Consider the following 16858-nt stretch of genomic DNA (forward strand, 5'->3'; position numbering starts at 1 on the left):
TCCACGGCGGTCACAGCTCGGTCACCCCGCCTCCGCGCGAGCGGGCCACGACGACGGCGGCCATGCTGTTGACGACCAGGGTCATCACGAAGAGCAGGAAGCCGGCGGTGAGCAGCGCCGAGAGCTGGGCGGGCGAGGCCTCCTTGAAGCCGGAGGCGATCAGCGCGGAGATGGTGGCCGTGCCGGACTCCAGCACGTACGGCTTGATCTCGAACGCCTGCGAGATGACCATCACCACCGAGATCGTCTCGCCGAGGGCGCGCCCGAGCGCCAGCATGGTGCCGCCGATGACACCGCCGCGACCGAAGGGCAGCACCACCGTGCGCACCATCGCCCAACGGGTCGCACCCAGCGCGAGCGCCGCCTCCTTCTCCCCTGCCGGCGCCTCGGAGAACACCTCGCGCATGACCGAGGTGGCCATCGGGAAGATCATCATCGCCACCGCGAGGGCGGCGATCGCCGCGGAGCCGGCGTACGACGGGTAGCCCGGCGCCTGGGTCCAGATCGGGTAGTCGACGTCGGTGCGCACCTTGAAGAACGGGATCCAGCCGAGGTACTTGCTGATCCAGTGCGTGACCTCCGTGGCGCGCGGCTGGATGACGATGAGCACCCACAGGCCGAACACGATGCCCGGCACCGCCGCCATCAGGTCGACGGCGCGGACCAGCAGCGGCCGGGCCCAGCCGGGCGCCCAGTCGGTGATGTAGAGCGCGGTCAGCAGCGAGAGCGGGAAGGCGATGAGCAGCGCGATGACCGCGACCTGGATCGTCCCGAGCAGGACCGCGGCGATGCCGACGATGTCCTGGCTGGGCAGCCAGCGGTACTCGGTGAAGAACGACAGCCCGTAGTGCTGCAGCGTCGGCACCGACTGGATGCCGAGGAAGATCCCGATCCCCGAGGTGATCGCCAGGACGGTGAAGGCGAGCACCCGCACGACCTGCAGGAAGACCTTGTCCTGGAGCGAGTACCGCACGGCGATCGGCCGTGGCAGGTCCTCATCGACGCCGGTCCACGGGTCGTCGGACGACGACGCCGGGGACGGCGGAACAGCGACACGCGACATACGAGGGCACCCCTACCCGTACGCGGCCCCCGATGGCCGAACCAACTAACACTCCTAAGTGTAGTGGTTCGGCTGTATTAATTTAGAAACTTTGGTTCAGATCGTGGACGTGTCGTCCTCGGCGGTGTCCGCCTCGGGGTCTCGTGACGGTCGCTGCGCGACCTCCTCGACCTCCGGGGTCGACGCGACCTCCTCGACCTCCGGTGCGGTGCGCCCGTCGACGTACACGCTCTCCTCACGGCCGGGACGGTTGCGGAGCGACCAGGCGAAGTAGGCAGCGGCGATGACGAACAGGACGATCGAGGTCCACACGTTGAAGCGCAGGCCCAGGACGTCGTTGAGCTGGACGTCGTCGATCCGGATGTACTCGATCCAGCCGCGGCCGAGCGTGTAGGCCATGACGTAGATCGCCATCACCTTGCCGTGACCGAGGCGGAAGCGGCGGTCGAGCCAGATGATCAGCGCGAAGGCGGCCAGGTTCCACAGACACTCGTAGAGGAACGTGGGGTGGAAGTAGGCGACGTCGGGCACGATGCCGCCGTTGGCAGCGAGCGCGTCCTTGTACTGGTCGCTGGCGACGTACGCCGAGCTGAAGTGGTCCTTGTCGATCTCCAGGCCCCAGGGCAGGTCGGTCGGGCGGCCGTAGAGCTCCTGGTTGAACCAGTTGCCCCAGCGGCCGATCGCCTGCGCGACCAGGACGCCCGGGGCGAGCGCGTCGAGCATCGGCTCGAGCCTGATGCCCTTGCGGCGGGCACCGATCCACGCACCGACGGCACCCAGGCCGACGCCGCCCCAGATGCCGAGGCCGCCGTGCCAGACGTAGAGCGCGTTGACTGGGGTGCCGTCGGCGCCGAAGTACTTCTCCCAGTCCGTCGCCACGTGGTAGAGCCGCGCGCCGACGAGGCCGAACGGCACCGCCCACAGGGCGACGTCCTGCACCTCGCCGAGGGTGCCGCCGCGTGCCTGCCACCGCTTCTCGCCGATCCAGATGGCGACGACGATGCCGAGGATGATGCACAGCGCGTAGCCGCGCAGCGGGAACGGACCGATGTGCCACACCCCGTTGGCCGGGCTCGGGATGGTGGCGGTGATGAGCTGGGTGAGCACGGCGTCTTGTCCTCAGTCCTCGGTGAGCAGGGTGTGCAGGTCGGCCGCGAACTCGGTGCTCGAGGTCTCCTGGTTCCACAGGGCGATCGCCCGGTTGCTGCCGTCGATGGCGAGCGTGATCGTCGAGTGCCCGCCGAGGTCACGACCGCCGGTCGGGAGCTTCTTGCCGTCGTTGACGTAGACGTGCAGGGAGTTGCCGAGCTCGATGACCTGGTCGAGCTCGCCGGTGAGGCCGATGAAGGCCTTGTTGTACTTGTCGAGGTAGGCGCGCATCGCCTTCTCGTCGTCACGCGCGGGGTCGGTCGTCACCAGCACCACGTCGACCTGCTTGCGGTCGGCGTCGTCGAGCCGGTTCATGGCCGTGGCGAGGTTGTTCATCACCATCGGGCAGTAGTCCGCGCAGTTCGTGTAGCCGAAGAAGACCAGGGTGAGCGGCTTGTCGGTGTCGGCGACGAGCGAGTACGGCCGACCGCTGGTGTCGGTCAGCGCGATGTCGGCCGTGTCGTAGGGCTGGTCGAGCCGACTGCCCGTGAACTCCTTCTCGGTGCCGGTGCCGCACGCGGCGAGCAACAGCCCCGCGAGCGCCAGTCCGACAGATGCGGCCCTACGCACGAACAGCCCCCGCAACACCTGCGGCGAGCTCCTCGGTCAACGCCGCCAGGGCGGCCAGCCCGGCGGCCCGGTCGCCCGCGTTGTCGAGCAGGGTCCGCACGAACGCCGAGCCCACGATCACCCCGTCGGCGTACGCCGCCAGGTCGGCCGCCTGCGCGCCCGTGCTCACGCCCACGCCCACGCCGACGGGCAGATCGGCCCCGCCGTTCGGGCTCAGCGCCTTGGTGCGGGCGATCAACGGGGCGACGCCCGCGGCGGTCGCCTGCTTGGTGCCGGTCACGCCCATGATCCCGGTCGCGTAGACGAAGCCGCGCGAGGCGGCCGTGGTCAGCGCGATCCGCTCGTCGGTGGAGGAGGGCGCGACGAGGAAGACCTTGTCGAGGTCGCGCGCGTCCGCGGCCGCGACCCACTCGGGGGCGAAGTCCGGTGTCAGGTCGGGCGTGATCAGGCCCGCGCCGCCGGCGTTCGCCAGGTCCTGCGCGAACCGCTCGACGCCGTACCGCTCGATGGGGTTCCAGTAGGTCATCACGAGCGTCGGCACGCCGGTGGCGGCGACCGCCTCGACCGTGCGCAGCACGTCGGTGGTGCGCACGCCCGCCTCGAGCGCCTGCTGGGCGGCGGCCTGGATGATCGGGCCGTCCATGACCGGGTCGCTGTAGGGCAGGCCGATCTCGATGACGTCGCAGCCGGCGGCGACCATCGCCTTGAGGGCCGCGATGCTGCCGTCGACGTCGGGGAAGCCCGCCGGCAGGTAGCCCACGAGGGCGGCGCGGTCCTCGGCCCGCGCCTTCTCGAACGCGGTGCGGGTGCCGGTCACTGCTTCTCCCCCGCCTCGCCGAGGTGGAACCAGTCCATCGCGGTGCCCATGTCCTTGTCGCCGCGACCGGACAGGTTGACCAGGATCGTCTGGCCCGGGCGCTCCTTGGCGACGCGCAGCGCGCCGGCGACGGCGTGTGCGCTCTCGATCGCCGGGATGATGCCCTCGGTGCGGGCCAGCAGGGCCATCGCGTCCATCGCCTCGGCGTCGGTCACCGGCAGGTACGTCGCCCGGCCGGCCGCCGACAGCGCGGAGTGCTGCGGGCCGACCCCCGGGTAGTCGAGGCCCGCCGAGATGGAGTGGGACTCGACGGTCTGGCCGTCGTCGTCCTGCAGGACGAAGGTGCGCGCGCCGTGCAGCACGCCGATCGAGCCGGCGAAGATGGTGGCCGCATGGCGACCCGTCTCGACGCCGTCGCCGCCCGCCTCGAAGCCGTAGATCGCGACCTCGGGGTCGTCGACGAAGCCGGCGAACAGGCCGATCGCGTTGGAGCCGCCGCCGACGCAGGCCGCGATCGCGTCGGGCAGGCCGCCGAACTGGTCGAGGCACTGCTGCCGCGCCTCGTCACCGATGCCGCGCACGAAGCTGAGCACCAGGCTCGGGAACGGGTGCGGACCGGCCGCCGTACCGAACAGGTAGGCGGTCTGGTCGACGCTGGCGACCCAGTCGCGCAGCGCCTCGTTGATCGCGTCCTTGAGGGTCCGCGAGCCGCTCGTGACCGGGATCACCTCGGCACCGAGCAGCTGCATGCGGGCGACGTTGAGCGCCTGGCGCTCGGTGTCGACCTCCCCCATGTAGACGGTGCAGTCGAGGCCGAGGTACGCCGCGGCGGTCGCCGACGCGACGCCGTGCTGGCCCGCACCGGTCTCCGCGATCACGCGGGTCTTGCCCATCCGCTTGGTGAGCAGGGCCTGGCCGAGGACGTTGCGGATCTTGTGGGCGCCGGTGTGGTTGAGGTCCTCGCGCTTGAGCAGGATCCGCGCACCGGCGTGGTCGGAGAGCCGCTTCGCCTCGTAGAGCATGCTCGGGACGCCGGCGTAGTTCTGCAGCAGGTCCTCGAACTCGGCGATGAACGTCGGGTCGACCATCGCCTTCTGCCAGGCGATGTCGAGCTCGTCCAGGGCGGCCATCAGTGCCTCGGGCATGAACCGGCCGCCGAAGGCGCCGACGCCCCCGAACCAGCCGAGCTCGTCGGCGTCGTAGGTGCTCATTGCTTCTCGATCCCTGTCATCGATGCGACCGCGTCGCGCGGTGCCCCGTCCTTCACCAGTGCCTCGCCGACGAGCACCGCCCGGGCACCCTCGGCCACGAAGCGCCGCACGTCGTCCGGCCCCGAGATGCCCGACTCCGCGACCTTGACCCGGTCGTCGGGGATCATCGGCGCGAGCCGCCCGAAGGTGGCGTCGTCGACCGCGAGCGTCTTGAGGTTGCGCGCGTTGACCCCGATCAGCTCGGCGCCGAGCTCGATCGCGCGCTCGGTCTCGGGCTCGTCGTGCACCTCGACCAGCACGGTCAGGCCGAGCTCGCGCGCGTAGTCGTGCAGCCGCGTCAGGTGGTCACCCGGCAGCGAGGCCACGATCAGCAGCGCCAGGTCGGCGCCGGCCGCGCGGGCCTCGAGCAGCTGGTACTCGGTGACGATGAAGTCCTTGCGCAGCAGGGGTACGTCGACCGCGGCGCGCACCGCGCGCAGGTCGTCGAGGCTCCCGTTGAAGCGCCGCTGCTCGGTGAGCACGCTGATCGCTGCGGCACCGCCGGCGGCGTACTCGCGGGCGAGGGCGGCGGGGTCCGGGATGTCCGCCAGCTCGCCCTTGCTCGGGCTCTTCCGCTTCACCTCCGCGATGACGCTCGAACCGGCGCCGCGGAAGTGGGGCATCGGGTCGAGCGGAGCAGCCACGTCGGCCAACGCCGCACGGAGGTCGGACTCGGGCACGCGGGCCTGCCGGTGCGCGAGGTCCTCGCGAACACCGGCGACGATCTCGTCAAGCACAGTTCCCATCGCTGTCAGTGTTCCACGCGGGAGGGAACGGCCTGCACGGTGCCCGGGCTTCTGGACCACCCACGCCGCCCTGACAGGGGTTTCCGGGGCGCTCACGCGGTTAGGCTGCCTGCACCGCCCGGGTCCGACCGGGTCCGACCACAGAAGGAACGACGTGAGCTACGGAACTCCGCCGCCGCCCCCGCCAGGCGGCCAGCCGCCCTACGGGGAGAACCCCTACGGCCAGCAGTCGTTCGGCGCCCCGCCGAGCGGTGACCCCGGAACGCTGGACCTGCCCTACTACGGCATCGGGTTCGTCCCCGCCGTCCAGCGCGCCTTCCAGAAGTACGCCCGCTTCGACGGTCGCGCCAGCCGCAGCGAGTACTGGTGGTTCAGCCTGGCCCTCGGCCTCGTCGCCCTGGTCCTCTACATCCCGCTGGTGGCCGCGAGTGCCGCCGGCTCGGACGGGCTCGTCATCGTCTTCGCCCTCCTGCTCTTCGCGCTGTTCGCCGCGATGATCGTCCCGAGCATCGCGATCGCGGTCCGGCGGCTCCACGACGCGAACTTCAGCGGCTGGATGTACCTGCTCGGGTTCATCCCCGGCTGCGGAGGCATCATCCAGATCGTGCTGATGTGCCTGCCGTCGAAGCCCGAGGGTGCCCGCTTCGACCGCGCCGGCGGCGCCGGCGGTGGCGGCTACGGCCAGCCCAACCCCTACGGCCAGAGCCCCTACGGCCAGTAGGCACCTCTCGCCCGTCGAGCACGAACGACGCCCCGGACCACTGGTCCGGGGCGTCGCTGCGTTGTCGGGTCCTGGCGCCGTCAGGGGGCCAGCCAGCTGCCGGCCGGGAGGTTGCGCGCCACCGTGAAGGCGACCATCGCGGCGCCGAGCGTGATGGCGGCGTACCTCAGGGTGCGGTCGCTGGGATCCCAGGGCCGGCCCGTCCAGCGCCCGTGCGCCCAGCGCCAGAACGCATAGGCGATGAACGGCAACGACAACACGAAGAGCAGGTTGCTCGACGCGGCCGCGCCGAGCTGGAGGTTGCCGAGGTCGTTGACCGCACGCAGGCCGCCGCAGCCCGGGCACGCAAAGCCCAGGGCCGCCGTGGGGCACAGCCCCCAGCTGCCCTGGTCGTGCGGGTCACGCAGGTGCAGCGCGAGGGTCGCCGCGGCGAGGCCACCGGCGACCAGCGCGGGCGGCACCATCCGGCGCCGGCGGGTGTCCTCACCGGTGCTCGACGGAGGTGCCGTCAGCGTCACTGGATCAGTGACCGGACTCGTGCAGGCCCATCTTGACCAGGATCAGGAAGAGCGGACCCGCGGCGACGGCGATGACCGCGCCGATCCAGAACACGGGCCAGTTGATGGGCGAGAGGGACATGCCCGCGGCGCCGACCACGAAGCCGACCAGCGAGACCAGGACTGCGGTCCAGGCGGCGGGGGTGTTGCCGTGGTTGTCGGCCATGAGTGGGAACTCCTCGTTCAAGCGGGTCGGTCAGGAGGATTCTAGGGGGTCACTCGTCCGTCGGGTCGCTGCCCTCGTCCAGCGACTTCCAGAGGTCGAGGTTCGAGCGCTCGGCAGGCGGTACGTCGGGGGCCGCGGAGGCGGCGTGGTCGGCGCCCGAGGCTCCGGTCGGGGCGTCGTACCGAGTACCCATCTCGGGCCACTCCGGCACCAGGCGGACCGCGAGACCGGCGGCGACCACGGCCACCAGCGCGCACACGAGGCCGATCCAGACCCACGGCGTGCGCTCGACGTCGGCCTGGGCCGGGTTGAGGCCGATCCGGATCGCGAGCTCGCGCGTCGCCGTGTCGTCCTGGACGAACGCGCTGAGGAGGAGGACCACCCCGATGCCGGCCGCGGCGGCGAGCGCCAGCACGGCCACGACGCGGCGCACGATCCCCCGGGTCACGAGCAGCACGCCCCAGGCGGCGAGCGCGACCAGCGCCAGCGCTCCCGCGAGCGGGGCCTCGATCGAGCGGTCCTCGGCGCTGCGGGCCAGCACGCCGGCCGTGGTCAGCGTCGACTCCGGCACGGTCAGCACGGCCTTGTGACCGGCCACCGCCGCGAAACCGCTCCCGGCGATGCCGAGCAGGACCACCGGCCCGAACGTACGACGGGCGGAGGACTCAGGCACCGAGCAGCCCGTCGTCGAAGCAGGTGCGCGTGCCGGTGTGGCAGGCGACGCCCACCTGGTCGACCTTGACCAGCAGTGTGTCGCCGTCGCAGTCGATGCGGACCTCGTGGACGTGCTGCGGGTTGCCGGAGGTCTCGCCCTTGACCCAGTACTCCTGACGGCTCCGGCTCCAGTACGTCGCCCGGCCGGTCGTGAGCGTGCGGTGCAGCGCCTCGTCGTCCATCCACGCCAGCATCAGCACCTCGCCGGTGTCGTGCTGCTGCACGATCGCGGGCAGCAGCCCGTCGGTCGTGCGCTTGAGCCGTTCGGCGATGGCGGGGTCGAGGGAGGTCACCGTGCCATTATCGCGGGTCGGGCACGGCGCCCCGTTGGGCCACCCACGATGCGTGCAACCGCGCGTACGGCGTGTCGGCCTGCCGCACCAGCTCGGCGTGCGGGCCGTGCTGGACGATCCGTCCGCGGTCGACCACGACGACCACGTCGGCTGCCTCCGCGGTCGAGAGCCGGTGGGCGATGGTGACCGACGTACGGCCGCTCATCAGCCTCTCCAGCGCGCGGGCGATCCGGGTCTCGAGCTCCGGGTCGACCGCGCTGGTGGCCTCGTCGAGCACGAGCAGGTCGGGGTCGGCGAGCTGGGCGCGGAGCAGGGCGACCAGCTGCCGCTCCCCCGCCGACAGCGACTCGCCGCGCTGCCCGACCCGGGTCTCGACGCCGTCGGGCAGGCCGGTGAGCCAGTCGCCGAGGCCGATCGCGTCGGCGGCCTCCCGGATCTCGTCGGCCGTGGCGCCGAGCCGGCCGTAGCGGACGTTGGCGGCGAGGGTGTCGTCGAAGAGAAAGCCCTCCTGCGGGACGAGGACGACGCTGCTGCGCAGTGCCACCTCGCTGATCTCGCGCAGGTCGATCCCGTCGAGGAGGACCCGGCCACGGCTGGGGTCCATCAGGCGGGTGAGCAGCTTCGCGATGGTCGACTTGCCCGAGCCGGTCTCACCGACGACGGCGACCCGCTGGCCCGCGGGGATCTCCAGCTCGATGTCGGAGAGCACCTCGGAGCCACCGGGGTAGGCGAACGCGACGCCGTCGAAGCGGACGTCGATCGCGCCCGCCGGGAGGCTCTGCCCGTCGGGGCCCGGATCGACCAGGTCGGCGGGGGTGTCGAGGATGCCGATGACGCGGCGCCAGCCGGCGATGGCGTTCTGGGCGTCGGTCAGGATCTGCGTGCCCATCTGCACCGGGCCGACGAAGAGGGTCACGAGGAAGGCGAACGCGAGCACCTCACCGGCGGTGATGCCCTCGCCCCACGCGAAGCCCTGGCCCAGCCAGATGCCGACGATCAGCACGCCGGCGTTGGCGAAGCCCGCCGAGATGCCGCCCAGGCTGAACGAGAACGCGGTGAACCCCTGCGCCCTCGTGCTGGCCGTCTTGTGGGTCTCGATGGCGCGGTCGATCCGCTCCTGGGTGCGGTCCTCGATGGCGTAGGACTTCACCACCGCGGCGCCCACGACCGGCTCGGAGACAGCCGACAGCAGGATGCCGACCTGGCGTCGTACGGTGCCGTAGGCGGCGGCCAGCTTGCGCTGGAAGTAGCGCAGGCTCAGGAAGAGCGGCGCGAAGCAGACCCACACGACCAGCGCGAGCTGCCAGCTGTAGAAGACCATCACGATGGTCGCGATCAGCATCTGCCCGATGCTCACGACGAACAGCAGCCCGCCGAACACCAGGAACTGGCTGACCTGGTCGACGTCACTGGTCACCCGCGAGACCAGCGCGCCGCGGCGCTCGGTGTTCTGGGTGAGCAGCGGCAGGTCGTGGACGTGACGGAAGGCCTTGACCCGCAGCGTCGCCAGCCCACGCTCGGCGGTCGAGAACAGCCGCGCCGTCATGGCGTACGACGCCCAGCTGGTCACCACGATCGCGGCTCCCGCCGCCAGCGCGAGCCAGGTGGTGAAGGAGACGTCGGGCCCGCCGTCGCCGCGCAGGCCCTTGTCGACGGTCTGCTGGACCGCGATCGGGACGATGACCTGCCCGACCGAGGCGAGGACGGCGAGGGTCAGCGTCCAGCCGATCCCCTCGACCAGCTCGGGCGAGTGCCGGACACCGCGGCGGATGGTCTCCCAGGCGCCGATGTCCTCGCCGGTGCTCAGCTGGGTACTCATGCCGGCACCTCCTCGTCCTCGGTCTCGTAGGCGTTGACGAGCCTCGCGTAGTCGGCGTTGCGGGCGACCAGCTCGGCGTGCGGTCCGCGGTCCGCGATGGCGCCGTCGACGAGGTAGAGCACCTCGTCGGCCAGGCCGATGGTGGCCTTGCGGTAGGCCACGACCACGAGGGTCATCCCGGTGGTTGAGGTGCGAGCGCCAGCGAGCCTCGAAACCCCGCCCAGGGCGCCGAGGATGCGCGCCTCGACCTCGGGGTCGACCGCCGACGTGGCGTCGTCGAGCACGAGGAGTCGCGGGCGTCGTACCAACGCGCGGGCGAGGGCCAGTCGTTGCCGCTGCCCGCCGGAGAGGGTCGTGCCGCGCTCCCCCAGCCGGGCGTCGAGGCCGTCGGGGAGCGCCGCGACGAAGCCGTCGGCCTGGGCGGTGCGCAGCGCGGCCCACACCTCCTCGTCGGGGACGTCGAGCCCCAGGGTCACGTTGCCGCGGACCGTGTCGTCGAACAGGAACGCCGTCTGCGGCACGACGGACAGCGTCTGCGCGAGCCCGCCGCGGCGCAGCTCGCGCACGTCCGTGCCGTCGATGCGGATCGCGCCCGCGTCGACGTCGACGAGCCGGGCGAGCAGGGTGGTGAGCGTGCTCTTGCCGGACGCGGTCGCGCCGACGAGCGCCACGGTGCGACCGGGCTCGACGTCGAAGCTGAGGTCCTGCAGCAGCGGCCGTTCAGGGGTGTAGCCGAACGCGGCGTGCGCGACCTCGAGCCGCGCCCCGCCCGCGCGTGCGGGGAGCTCCTGGTCGCCGTACTCCATGGCACCGGAGGCGCGAAGCACGGCGGCGACGCGGCGGTAGCCGACCACGCTGCGCGGGAAGTCGCCCAACAGCCAGCCGATCGATCGGATCGGGAAGGCGACGACGGTCAGCAGGTAGGTCACGGTCACGACGTCGCCCGCGACGGTCGCGCCGGACACGACGCGGTGGACGCCGAGCACGAGGACGACGAGGACGGCGAGGTTCGGCAGCGCCGCGAGGGTGGGGTCGAAGGCCGCGCGGATCCGGCCGACCCTGATGTTGGCCTCGCGCAGCTCGACGGCCTTGGCCCGGAACCGGTCGGTCTCCTCCGGCTCCCGGCCGAGGGTCTTGACGACGAGGGCACCGTCGAACGACTCGTGCGCGATCTCGGAGAGCTCGGCCCGCAGCTGCTGCGCACGGGTCGCCCAGCCCTGCGCGAGGCGCTGGTAGACGACATTCGTGCCGATCACGATCGGGAAGACCAGCAGGCCGACAGTCGCGAGGGCGAGGTCGGTGAGCAGCATCTGCACCACCGCGATGACCATCATGGCGACCGTGCCGACCGCCATCGGCAGTGGCGCGATCGGGCCCCACGCAGCCTCGACGTCGGAGTTCGCGTTGGACAGGAGCTCGCCGGTGGGGTGCCTCTGGTGCCACTCCATCGGGAGGCGGAGGTACTGGCGCGTGACGGCGCGGCGGCTGTGGGCCTGCATGCGGTACTGCATGACGCCCGCCCCGAGCCGGCGCGCCACGATGCCCACCGCGCGCAGGATCGCGACCCCGACGAACAGGCCGAGCACCGCCCACAGCAGGCCACTGCCGATCTCGCCGTCGCGGAACGCCGGGAGCACGACGTGGTCCGTCGACCACCCGAGCACCCACGCGTCGGCGACGGTCAGCGCGCCGAAGAGGACGCTTCCGATCGTGGAGAGCGCGAAGATCCACGGCTCCCGCTTGATGGCGACCCAGAGGACACCGAACCCGGCTGACGTCGTACCCGTGCTGCCGGTGCTCCCTGCCGTTGCCACCCGTTCCCCACCTCTGCTCGTCCAACCTGGGCCCAACCCGACCCCGGCGGAGCATATTCCTGACCGGCGACAGCGGCCCGCCCTGCTCGGTACGGTTCCCCTCGTGGACGTGGAGACGATGCTCGCGCACTGCCTCGCCAAGCCCGGCGCCTGGCCCGACAACCCCTGGGACCACGAGTACCCGGTCGTGAAGGTCGGCGACGGCGAGCGCGGCAAGATCTTCGCCTTCCTCGGCGCCGACCACGTCGGCATCAAGGCCGGCCCCACCCGCGAGGTCGCCGACGAGTGGCTCCACCGCCACCCCGACGACGCCACCGTCATGCCCTACATCGGGCGGTCGGGGTGGAACAACCTCGCGCTCGGCGGCGGGATCCCGGACGACGAGCTGATCGAGGCAGTGGATGCGTCGTACCTCGCAGTGGTGTCGAAGCTGCCGAAGTCGCAGCGGCCGGCGGGCTGGGATCAGCCGGTCACGTAGTCGGCACCCGCGCTCGACAGGTAGAGATCCTTCACCGAGTCGGCGTCGGACACTGCCTGGCGGACGTGCGGGAGGGTGAGGTCGAGGACACGCAGCTGCCCGTCGACCTCGGCAACGGCCTCCACGCGATGCAGGTCGTCGGCGAAGTCCTCGGCATATCTCGCCAGGCCCCGGAGCTTCGGCAGTGCGTCGCCGAGGTGGGTGCCGTGGGGGTCGACGATCGACGATCGGATCTCGCCCCGGACCTCTTGGAAGAAGATGAAGTCGGGGCACAGCCGACGCCACTCGCGCTGCGCGTCGAGGTAGGCGATGGCAATGGCGTCAGCCGAGGCTCGCGACGGGTTCCGGTACCACGCCACGCTGCGACCGATCTCGGCGTCGAGGACGGCGCGCTCCCACCCCAGCAACGAGCCCGTCGGGAAGCGACCATCGGCGTCGGACAGCAGGTGGCGAGGGTGCGTCGCGAGAACCTTGCCTGCCGCGTCCTCAGTGACCTCCATCCGGACGAGCGGGCGCTCCACGTCAGCCGGAACCGGGTACCCCGCCAAGGAGCGGAGCTCCTCGTAGACGGCGCGGCGCTCGTCGGGGAGATCCTTGATCGCGACCCGGTGCTCGGCGTCCCACCCGGAGAACATGCGATCAGCCTCGGCGCCGAGCTGCTCGACGACGTCGGAGAGGCGGGCCAGGGCGGCGGTACGCAGGTGCGCCTCGAAGTATCCGTCGTCGTACTCGTCCTCGAGCACCTCGGCGTAGGCAGCCGCGAGCTGCGGGGAGAGGGTACGACGAGCGACCTTGTACTCCTGGTCCACCGCACGGTCGTCGACGCGGAGCGAGAAGCTCGTCCGAACGGTCGTGCTCTCAGGTCCCATCCCCACGACGATCGTCTCGCCCGTCATCTCCTGGAGATCGGCGATCTGCTCCTCGACTCGCGTGGCGTACTGCACCGCCTTGCCGCGCAGGAAGTCGACGAGGGACTTGATCGCGGAGTCGTAGGCCCCGGGCCGGATGCCATCCCTGGCGAGGGCAGCGGCGAGCGCGGTGAACCTGCTCACCGGCTTGGATCCCTTGCGCGGCACCGTCTGCGACGGCAGCCGGTCGAATGCCTCCCACACGGATTCGTCGACGTCGCTGTTGCGCCGGAAGGCCGACGTCGCCGGGGAGATCACGGGCCCGGGCGAGCCGGCGCCCATGATCTGCCGGGCGACCTGCTGCGCGTTCGCCCGGTTGAACAGGGGCAGGAAGCACTCCACCGCGTTCAGGCGATCGTCGCCGGCGATGCGGCGAGCGAGGGGCGTGCGCACCATCCGCCCAAGGAGCTGGGTGATGTGGGTCAGGTCCTGCGCAGGACGGAACGAGACGAGCACCTCGGCACGCGGACAGTCCCAGCCCGTCGAGATGGCGTCCTTCGCCAGGAGGACTCGGACGTGGGTCCGTTCGGCCACGTCCTGCGGCGCGACGTACTCGATCTCATGACCCCCGACCGACAGCGGAGTCCCGTCCCCGAAGACGTTGGCGACGTTGGCAGAGCTGAGCTCCGGCCACTCGTCGAGGATGGTCGTGACGGCGTCAGCCAGCAGCTCGTCCGACGGTTTGTTCGGCACCTGGACCACCAGCAGTGGCTGCACGGCCGCACCGTGATCCTGCTGCTCGGCGTGGTAGGCGGCCCACAACTCGCTCGCCTCCCGCGTCCGCTGGACCGCGTGCCGGAGCAGGACGGTGTCGAAGGCGCCGATTTCTGCCGGGAACGACAGGAGGACGTTGTCCTTGAGGAGGCCGGACTCCTGCACCCTGGCCGGATCGACCGAGACGTCGGGCAGCGTCGTACGGCCGTCGGCCTGCTCCATGGCTCCGCGGAACCGGTCGATGGTGGCGCTGATGCCCAGCACGATCGGTACCGCTGGCGCGCCTGCCTCCCCGTTCACGAGCGCCCTGACGATCGTCGACTTCTCCCCCAGGTCGCGCTTGGAGGTGTTCATGCCGATGTGCGCCTCGTCGAGGACGACGTAGAGCGTGGTCCCGTCGTGCTCGATGGTGTTGCGCAGCACCTCCCAGAAGGTGCGGGCACGCATGTCCGGCGCCGCGAGCATCTCGCCCTCGTCACCTGCGCCGCCGCCCCGCACGAGGAGCGAGTTGCGGCTGAGCTTCTGCGAGTTGAGGAAGTAGACGGTCCCAGGCTCCAGGCGTTCCTCGGCGAACGTCGAGGGAACCACGACCAGTCGATTCGGCGTGAGGCGGTCCGAGGCCTGCTGGATGCGATGACGTGTCTGCTCGTTCAGGGACGGGTCGGACGTGAACCACAGCACTGTGGCGCGAGGATCCGGCAGCACGTCAAGATCGTCGCTGCCGAAGAACAGAGCCTCGATGATGGCTGCGGCCATGACGGTCTTGCCGGCGCCCGTAGGTGCCGTCAGCGCGAGCGAGGTCTTCATGTGCAGGTCGACCATCGCCCGCGCGTTGCCCAGTCCAGCGAGCACGCTCGCGACGGCCTCGGCCTGGTAGTCCTTGAGACCGAACCTCATCAGTCGTGCCCGCCGATCGTGAAGTTGGTCAGGTACGACTCGTACAGACGGACGGGGATGACGTGCTCCGGCAGGTCCGCGCACACCATCTGGAACGCGCGCTCGTCGTCCGTGACGACGTACGCCATCCGTGCGTCGGGCCGGGACGCCAACGCGTCGAGGAACAGCCCGGCCGCATCGACGTCGAACAGGACCCCGTACGCCTCGGCGACGTCGAAGGTGTCGGTCGGCGCGTCGATCCGCCGTCCCCTCGCCCCCGCCCTGAGCCACAGCAACGGAGCGATCGCCTCGAAGCTCCGGCCGTGCTGGACCGCCCGCGGGGTCTCGTAGGTCATCGTGAAGAACTCGACGTTCTCCTCGAAGCCGTCGGCCATCGGGAACTCGTCGGTGAACTTGTAGTCGCCCTTGATCGGGTCGCCGTCGGGCGTCCTACCCGTCACCGCCGCCGCGATCCGGGGTTTGGTGATGTGGTCGCAGATGCCCCACCGCTCCCACTCCGGGTCGCCCGGGCGCAGGCCCTGCTCCCGGAGCTTCTTCTGCTCGTCGGCGCCGACCTCGTTGTTGGTGACGCTGATGCTCTGGCGGCGGCCGCCGTCCTGCTTGTTCAGGCGCATGACTGCGTGGGCCGTCGTACCGGAGCCGGAGAAGAAATCGAGGACGACCGCGTCGGGCTTGTCAGCGACGGCTAGGCGAAGCGCATCCTCAACCGCGTAGAGCGACTTGGGGAACTGAAAGCGGCCGCGATCACCGAACAAGCGACTTAGTAGTTGGGCTCCGCCGCCGCCACCTGCAATGTGCTGCGGCCTGTTCCACACCGTCTTCGGCCGCTGACGTCTGCTAGTTGTGACCTGCTCGACTAGAACCTCTCCGCGTGGCCCGCGACCAACAACCCGGCGCTCACCAGACTCGATCTCGGCGACGGTCCCACCCAACAGATACCGGAGCGTTGGCTGCTCTGCCCCGGGCTTGGAGCTGACGTGCGCGTATCCCTTCGCGATGAGTGTCTCTAGCTTCCGCGCCTCGACCCGCCAAATCCCAAGCCGGCCATCATTCCTCAAAGGCCACACAACCGGTGCCCCATCGATACGAGTCGGCCTGCTTGCTTCAGCGCCAGAAAGGGGGGCACCAACCCCCACCATCCGCGTGCGTTCTTCATTCATCAGCACCGGGTAGCAGAGGTTAGGGCGTTGGTCCCGGTACCACGACCCGCCACCTCGGAGAAGCCATTCCCACCGCACTCCGGCCTTGCCGAGCTTCGCCCCGTCGGCCTGCTGATCGGTCAGAAGATCATCGAAGACCTCAGCCGGTCTGGCATCTCCGACGAAGCAAAAGAATGCGTACTCGTCTACTCGCGACAGCAATTCTCGCGAGGTTCCGCTGGGGTTGATGACGATCGAGATCATCTGCACGGTCGCCTCGGGAAAGGTCTGCTGCAACAGCAACCCCAGTCGCAGGTACTCCTTCTCGTCGATCGTCACGATCAACACGGAGTTCTCCGGGTTCAGCAGCCTCTTCGCCAGCTTCAGGCGCCGCTCCATGAACGACAGCCACTTGCTGTGCCGGTAGGCGTCCTCGCCGTCGACGTAGTCGTTGTTGTACTTCCAGTCCTTCGCGCCCGTGTTGTACGGAGGATCGATGTAGATCGCGTCGACCTTGCCGGCGTGGGTGTACAGCAACGCCTGCAGGGCGTGGTGGTTCTCCGCGTTGATGACCGAGTGGAACGGCTTGTCCGCTCCCCCGCGCTCGACCTTCCCGGTCGACACCAGTCCGGGGAAGATCGGGTCACGGAACTCCGCGACCACGACCAGGTCGGCGACCGCGACCTGTCGCGCCTCCCCGTCGGCGCCCACGAGCGAAGCGACGCCGGACGCGACCCGCTGGACGAGCCAGAGCGCGGAGTCGCCCCTGGCCGTCGTGCCCCGGGGCGGAAGGACGCGAACCTTGTCGCCGCGGCGGACCGGGCGTCCGGGGAGATCGACGGACTCCGGCACGTGCCGCTCGAAGTTCAGCCCAAAGGGTCGGCGGTTCTCGAGAGCCTTGACCTCGGCACGGAGGTCTGCGGCCAACCGCGGATCGGACCGTTCGACCTGCAGCAGCAGATCGCTCAGTCTCGACACGGTTCGACAGTTCCTTCCGGCTCAATACATCGGGCTTTGGCTCAATATATTGGGCCATGCCCGGA

General features: G+C 70.5%; 16 protein-coding genes. 2 read left to right on the top strand and 14 right to left on the bottom strand.

Going from position 1 to position 16858, the window contains the following annotated elements; all coding sequences use genetic code 11:
• Window positions 1–10: 10 nt before the first annotated feature.
• From pstC to trpC, 6 genes are all read right to left on the bottom strand, one after another.
• Window positions 11–1063: a phosphate ABC transporter permease subunit PstC gene (gene pstC, locus ASE20_RS01010; protein ID WP_056892669.1), complete on the bottom strand. Its 1053-nt coding sequence runs from the start codon at window positions 1061–1063 to the stop codon at window positions 11–13.
• A gap of 96 nt (window positions 1064–1159) precedes the next feature.
• Entirely contained in the window at window positions 1160–2170 is a 1011-nt protein-coding gene (gene lgt, locus ASE20_RS01015) for a prolipoprotein diacylglyceryl transferase (RefSeq protein WP_056892670.1), read from the bottom strand.
• A 12-nt stretch (window positions 2171–2182) separates the two neighbouring features.
• On the bottom strand, window positions 2183–2800 hold the full coding sequence (locus ASE20_RS01020) for an SCO family protein (RefSeq protein WP_225868992.1): 618 nt from the start codon (window positions 2798–2800) through the stop codon (window positions 2183–2185).
• A complete protein-coding gene (gene trpA, locus ASE20_RS01025; protein ID WP_056892671.1) occupies window positions 2775–3599 on the bottom strand; it encodes a tryptophan synthase subunit alpha in 825 nt (274 codons plus the stop codon). The genes ASE20_RS01020 and trpA overlap by 26 nt, the downstream gene beginning before the upstream one ends.
• The gene (gene trpB / locus ASE20_RS01030; RefSeq protein ID WP_056892672.1) at window positions 3596–4810 is read right to left on the bottom strand and encodes a tryptophan synthase subunit beta; all 1215 of its coding nucleotides are present in this window, start codon (window positions 4808–4810) and stop codon (window positions 3596–3598) included. The genes trpA and trpB overlap by 4 nt, the downstream gene beginning before the upstream one ends.
• The gene (trpC, locus tag ASE20_RS01035; protein ID WP_056892673.1) at window positions 4807–5595 is read right to left on the bottom strand and encodes an indole-3-glycerol phosphate synthase TrpC; all 789 of its coding nucleotides are present in this window, start codon (window positions 5593–5595) and stop codon (window positions 4807–4809) included. Before trpC ends, trpB begins: the two co-directional genes overlap by 4 nt.
• 154 nt (window positions 5596–5749) lie before the next feature.
• On the opposite strand from trpC, the gene ASE20_RS01040 reads away from it, so the two are divergent.
• Entirely contained in the window at window positions 5750–6316 is a 567-nt protein-coding gene (locus tag ASE20_RS01040; RefSeq protein ID WP_082612039.1) for a DUF805 domain-containing protein, read from the top strand.
• Between the two features lie 80 nt (window positions 6317–6396).
• On the opposite strand, the gene ASE20_RS01045 is transcribed toward ASE20_RS01040, so the two are convergent.
• The 6 genes from ASE20_RS01045 to ASE20_RS01070 are packed head-to-tail and all read right to left on the bottom strand — an operon-like array spanning window position 6397 to window position 11679.
• On the bottom strand, window positions 6397–6834 hold the full coding sequence (locus ASE20_RS01045; RefSeq protein ID WP_200952672.1) for a DUF2752 domain-containing protein: 438 nt from the start codon (window positions 6832–6834) through the stop codon (window positions 6397–6399).
• Window positions 6835–6838: 4 nt separating this feature from the next.
• The gene (locus tag ASE20_RS01050; RefSeq protein WP_056892675.1) at window positions 6839–7039 is read right to left on the bottom strand and encodes an HGxxPAAW family protein; all 201 of its coding nucleotides are present in this window, start codon (window positions 7037–7039) and stop codon (window positions 6839–6841) included.
• Window positions 7040–7088: 49 nt separating this feature from the next.
• On the bottom strand, window positions 7089–7712 hold the full coding sequence (locus ASE20_RS01055; protein WP_082612040.1) for a Trp biosynthesis-associated membrane protein: 624 nt from the start codon (window positions 7710–7712) through the stop codon (window positions 7089–7091).
• Complete coding sequence (gene hisI, locus ASE20_RS01060; protein WP_056892677.1) at window positions 7705–8046, bottom strand: phosphoribosyl-AMP cyclohydrolase; 342 nt, start codon at window positions 8044–8046, stop codon at window positions 7705–7707. The genes ASE20_RS01055 and hisI overlap by 8 nt, the downstream gene beginning before the upstream one ends.
• A 7-nt stretch (window positions 8047–8053) precedes the next feature.
• Window positions 8054–9865 (bottom strand): ABC transporter ATP-binding protein, encoded by a 1812-nt coding sequence (locus ASE20_RS01065; protein ID WP_056892678.1) that lies wholly within the window; start codon window positions 9863–9865, stop codon window positions 8054–8056.
• Complete coding sequence (locus ASE20_RS01070) at window positions 9862–11679, bottom strand: ABC transporter ATP-binding protein (protein WP_056892679.1); 1818 nt, start codon at window positions 11677–11679, stop codon at window positions 9862–9864. Before ASE20_RS01070 ends, ASE20_RS01065 begins: the two co-directional genes overlap by 4 nt.
• A 103-nt stretch (window positions 11680–11782) precedes the next feature.
• On the opposite strand from ASE20_RS01070, the gene ASE20_RS01075 reads away from it, so the two are divergent.
• A complete protein-coding gene (locus ASE20_RS01075) occupies window positions 11783–12157 on the top strand; it encodes an MmcQ/YjbR family DNA-binding protein (protein ID WP_157538367.1) in 375 nt (124 codons plus the stop codon).
• Here the strand turns inward: ASE20_RS01075 and ASE20_RS01080 are convergent.
• Together ASE20_RS01080 and ASE20_RS25390 are read right to left on the bottom strand one after the other, a co-directional pair.
• Window positions 12142–14676 carry a DEAD/DEAH box helicase gene (locus tag ASE20_RS01080; RefSeq protein WP_056892680.1) on the bottom strand — a complete coding sequence of 845 codons (2535 nt, stop codon included), beginning with the start codon at window positions 14674–14676 and terminating at the stop codon, window positions 12142–12144. The genes ASE20_RS01075 and ASE20_RS01080 overlap by 16 nt on opposite strands.
• Window positions 14676–16793 (bottom strand): site-specific DNA-methyltransferase, encoded by a 2118-nt coding sequence (locus tag ASE20_RS25390; protein ID WP_056892681.1) that lies wholly within the window; start codon window positions 16791–16793, stop codon window positions 14676–14678. The genes ASE20_RS01080 and ASE20_RS25390 overlap by 1 nt, the downstream gene beginning before the upstream one ends.
• Window positions 16794–16858: the final 65 nt, after the last annotated feature.

This window comes from Nocardioides sp. Root240, assembly GCF_001428825.1.
In the GTDB taxonomy this organism is placed as follows: Bacteria; Actinomycetota; Actinomycetes; order Propionibacteriales; family Nocardioidaceae; genus Nocardioides.

What these genes read in the sequence shown, in the direction of transcription:
- ASE20_RS01065 (WP_056892678.1), bottom strand. Translation starts at nt 9,865, where the DNA reads ATGAGTACCCAGCTGAGCACCGGCGAGGACATCGGCGCCTGGGAGACC.
- ASE20_RS01050 (WP_056892675.1), bottom strand. Translation starts at nt 7,039, where the DNA reads ATGGCCGACAACCACGGCAACACCCCCGCCGCCTGGACCGCAGTCCTG.
- trpB (WP_056892672.1), bottom strand. Translation starts at nt 4,810, where the DNA reads ATGAGCACCTACGACGCCGACGAGCTCGGCTGGTTCGGGGGCGTCGGC.
- trpC (WP_056892673.1), bottom strand. Translation starts at nt 5,595, where the DNA reads ATGGGAACTGTGCTTGACGAGATCGTCGCCGGTGTTCGCGAGGACCTC.
- pstC (WP_056892669.1), bottom strand. Translation starts at nt 1,063, where the DNA reads ATGTCGCGTGTCGCTGTTCCGCCGTCCCCGGCGTCGTCGTCCGACGAC.
- ASE20_RS01080 (WP_056892680.1), bottom strand. Translation starts at nt 14,676, where the DNA reads ATGAGGTTCGGTCTCAAGGACTACCAGGCCGAGGCCGTCGCGAGCGTG.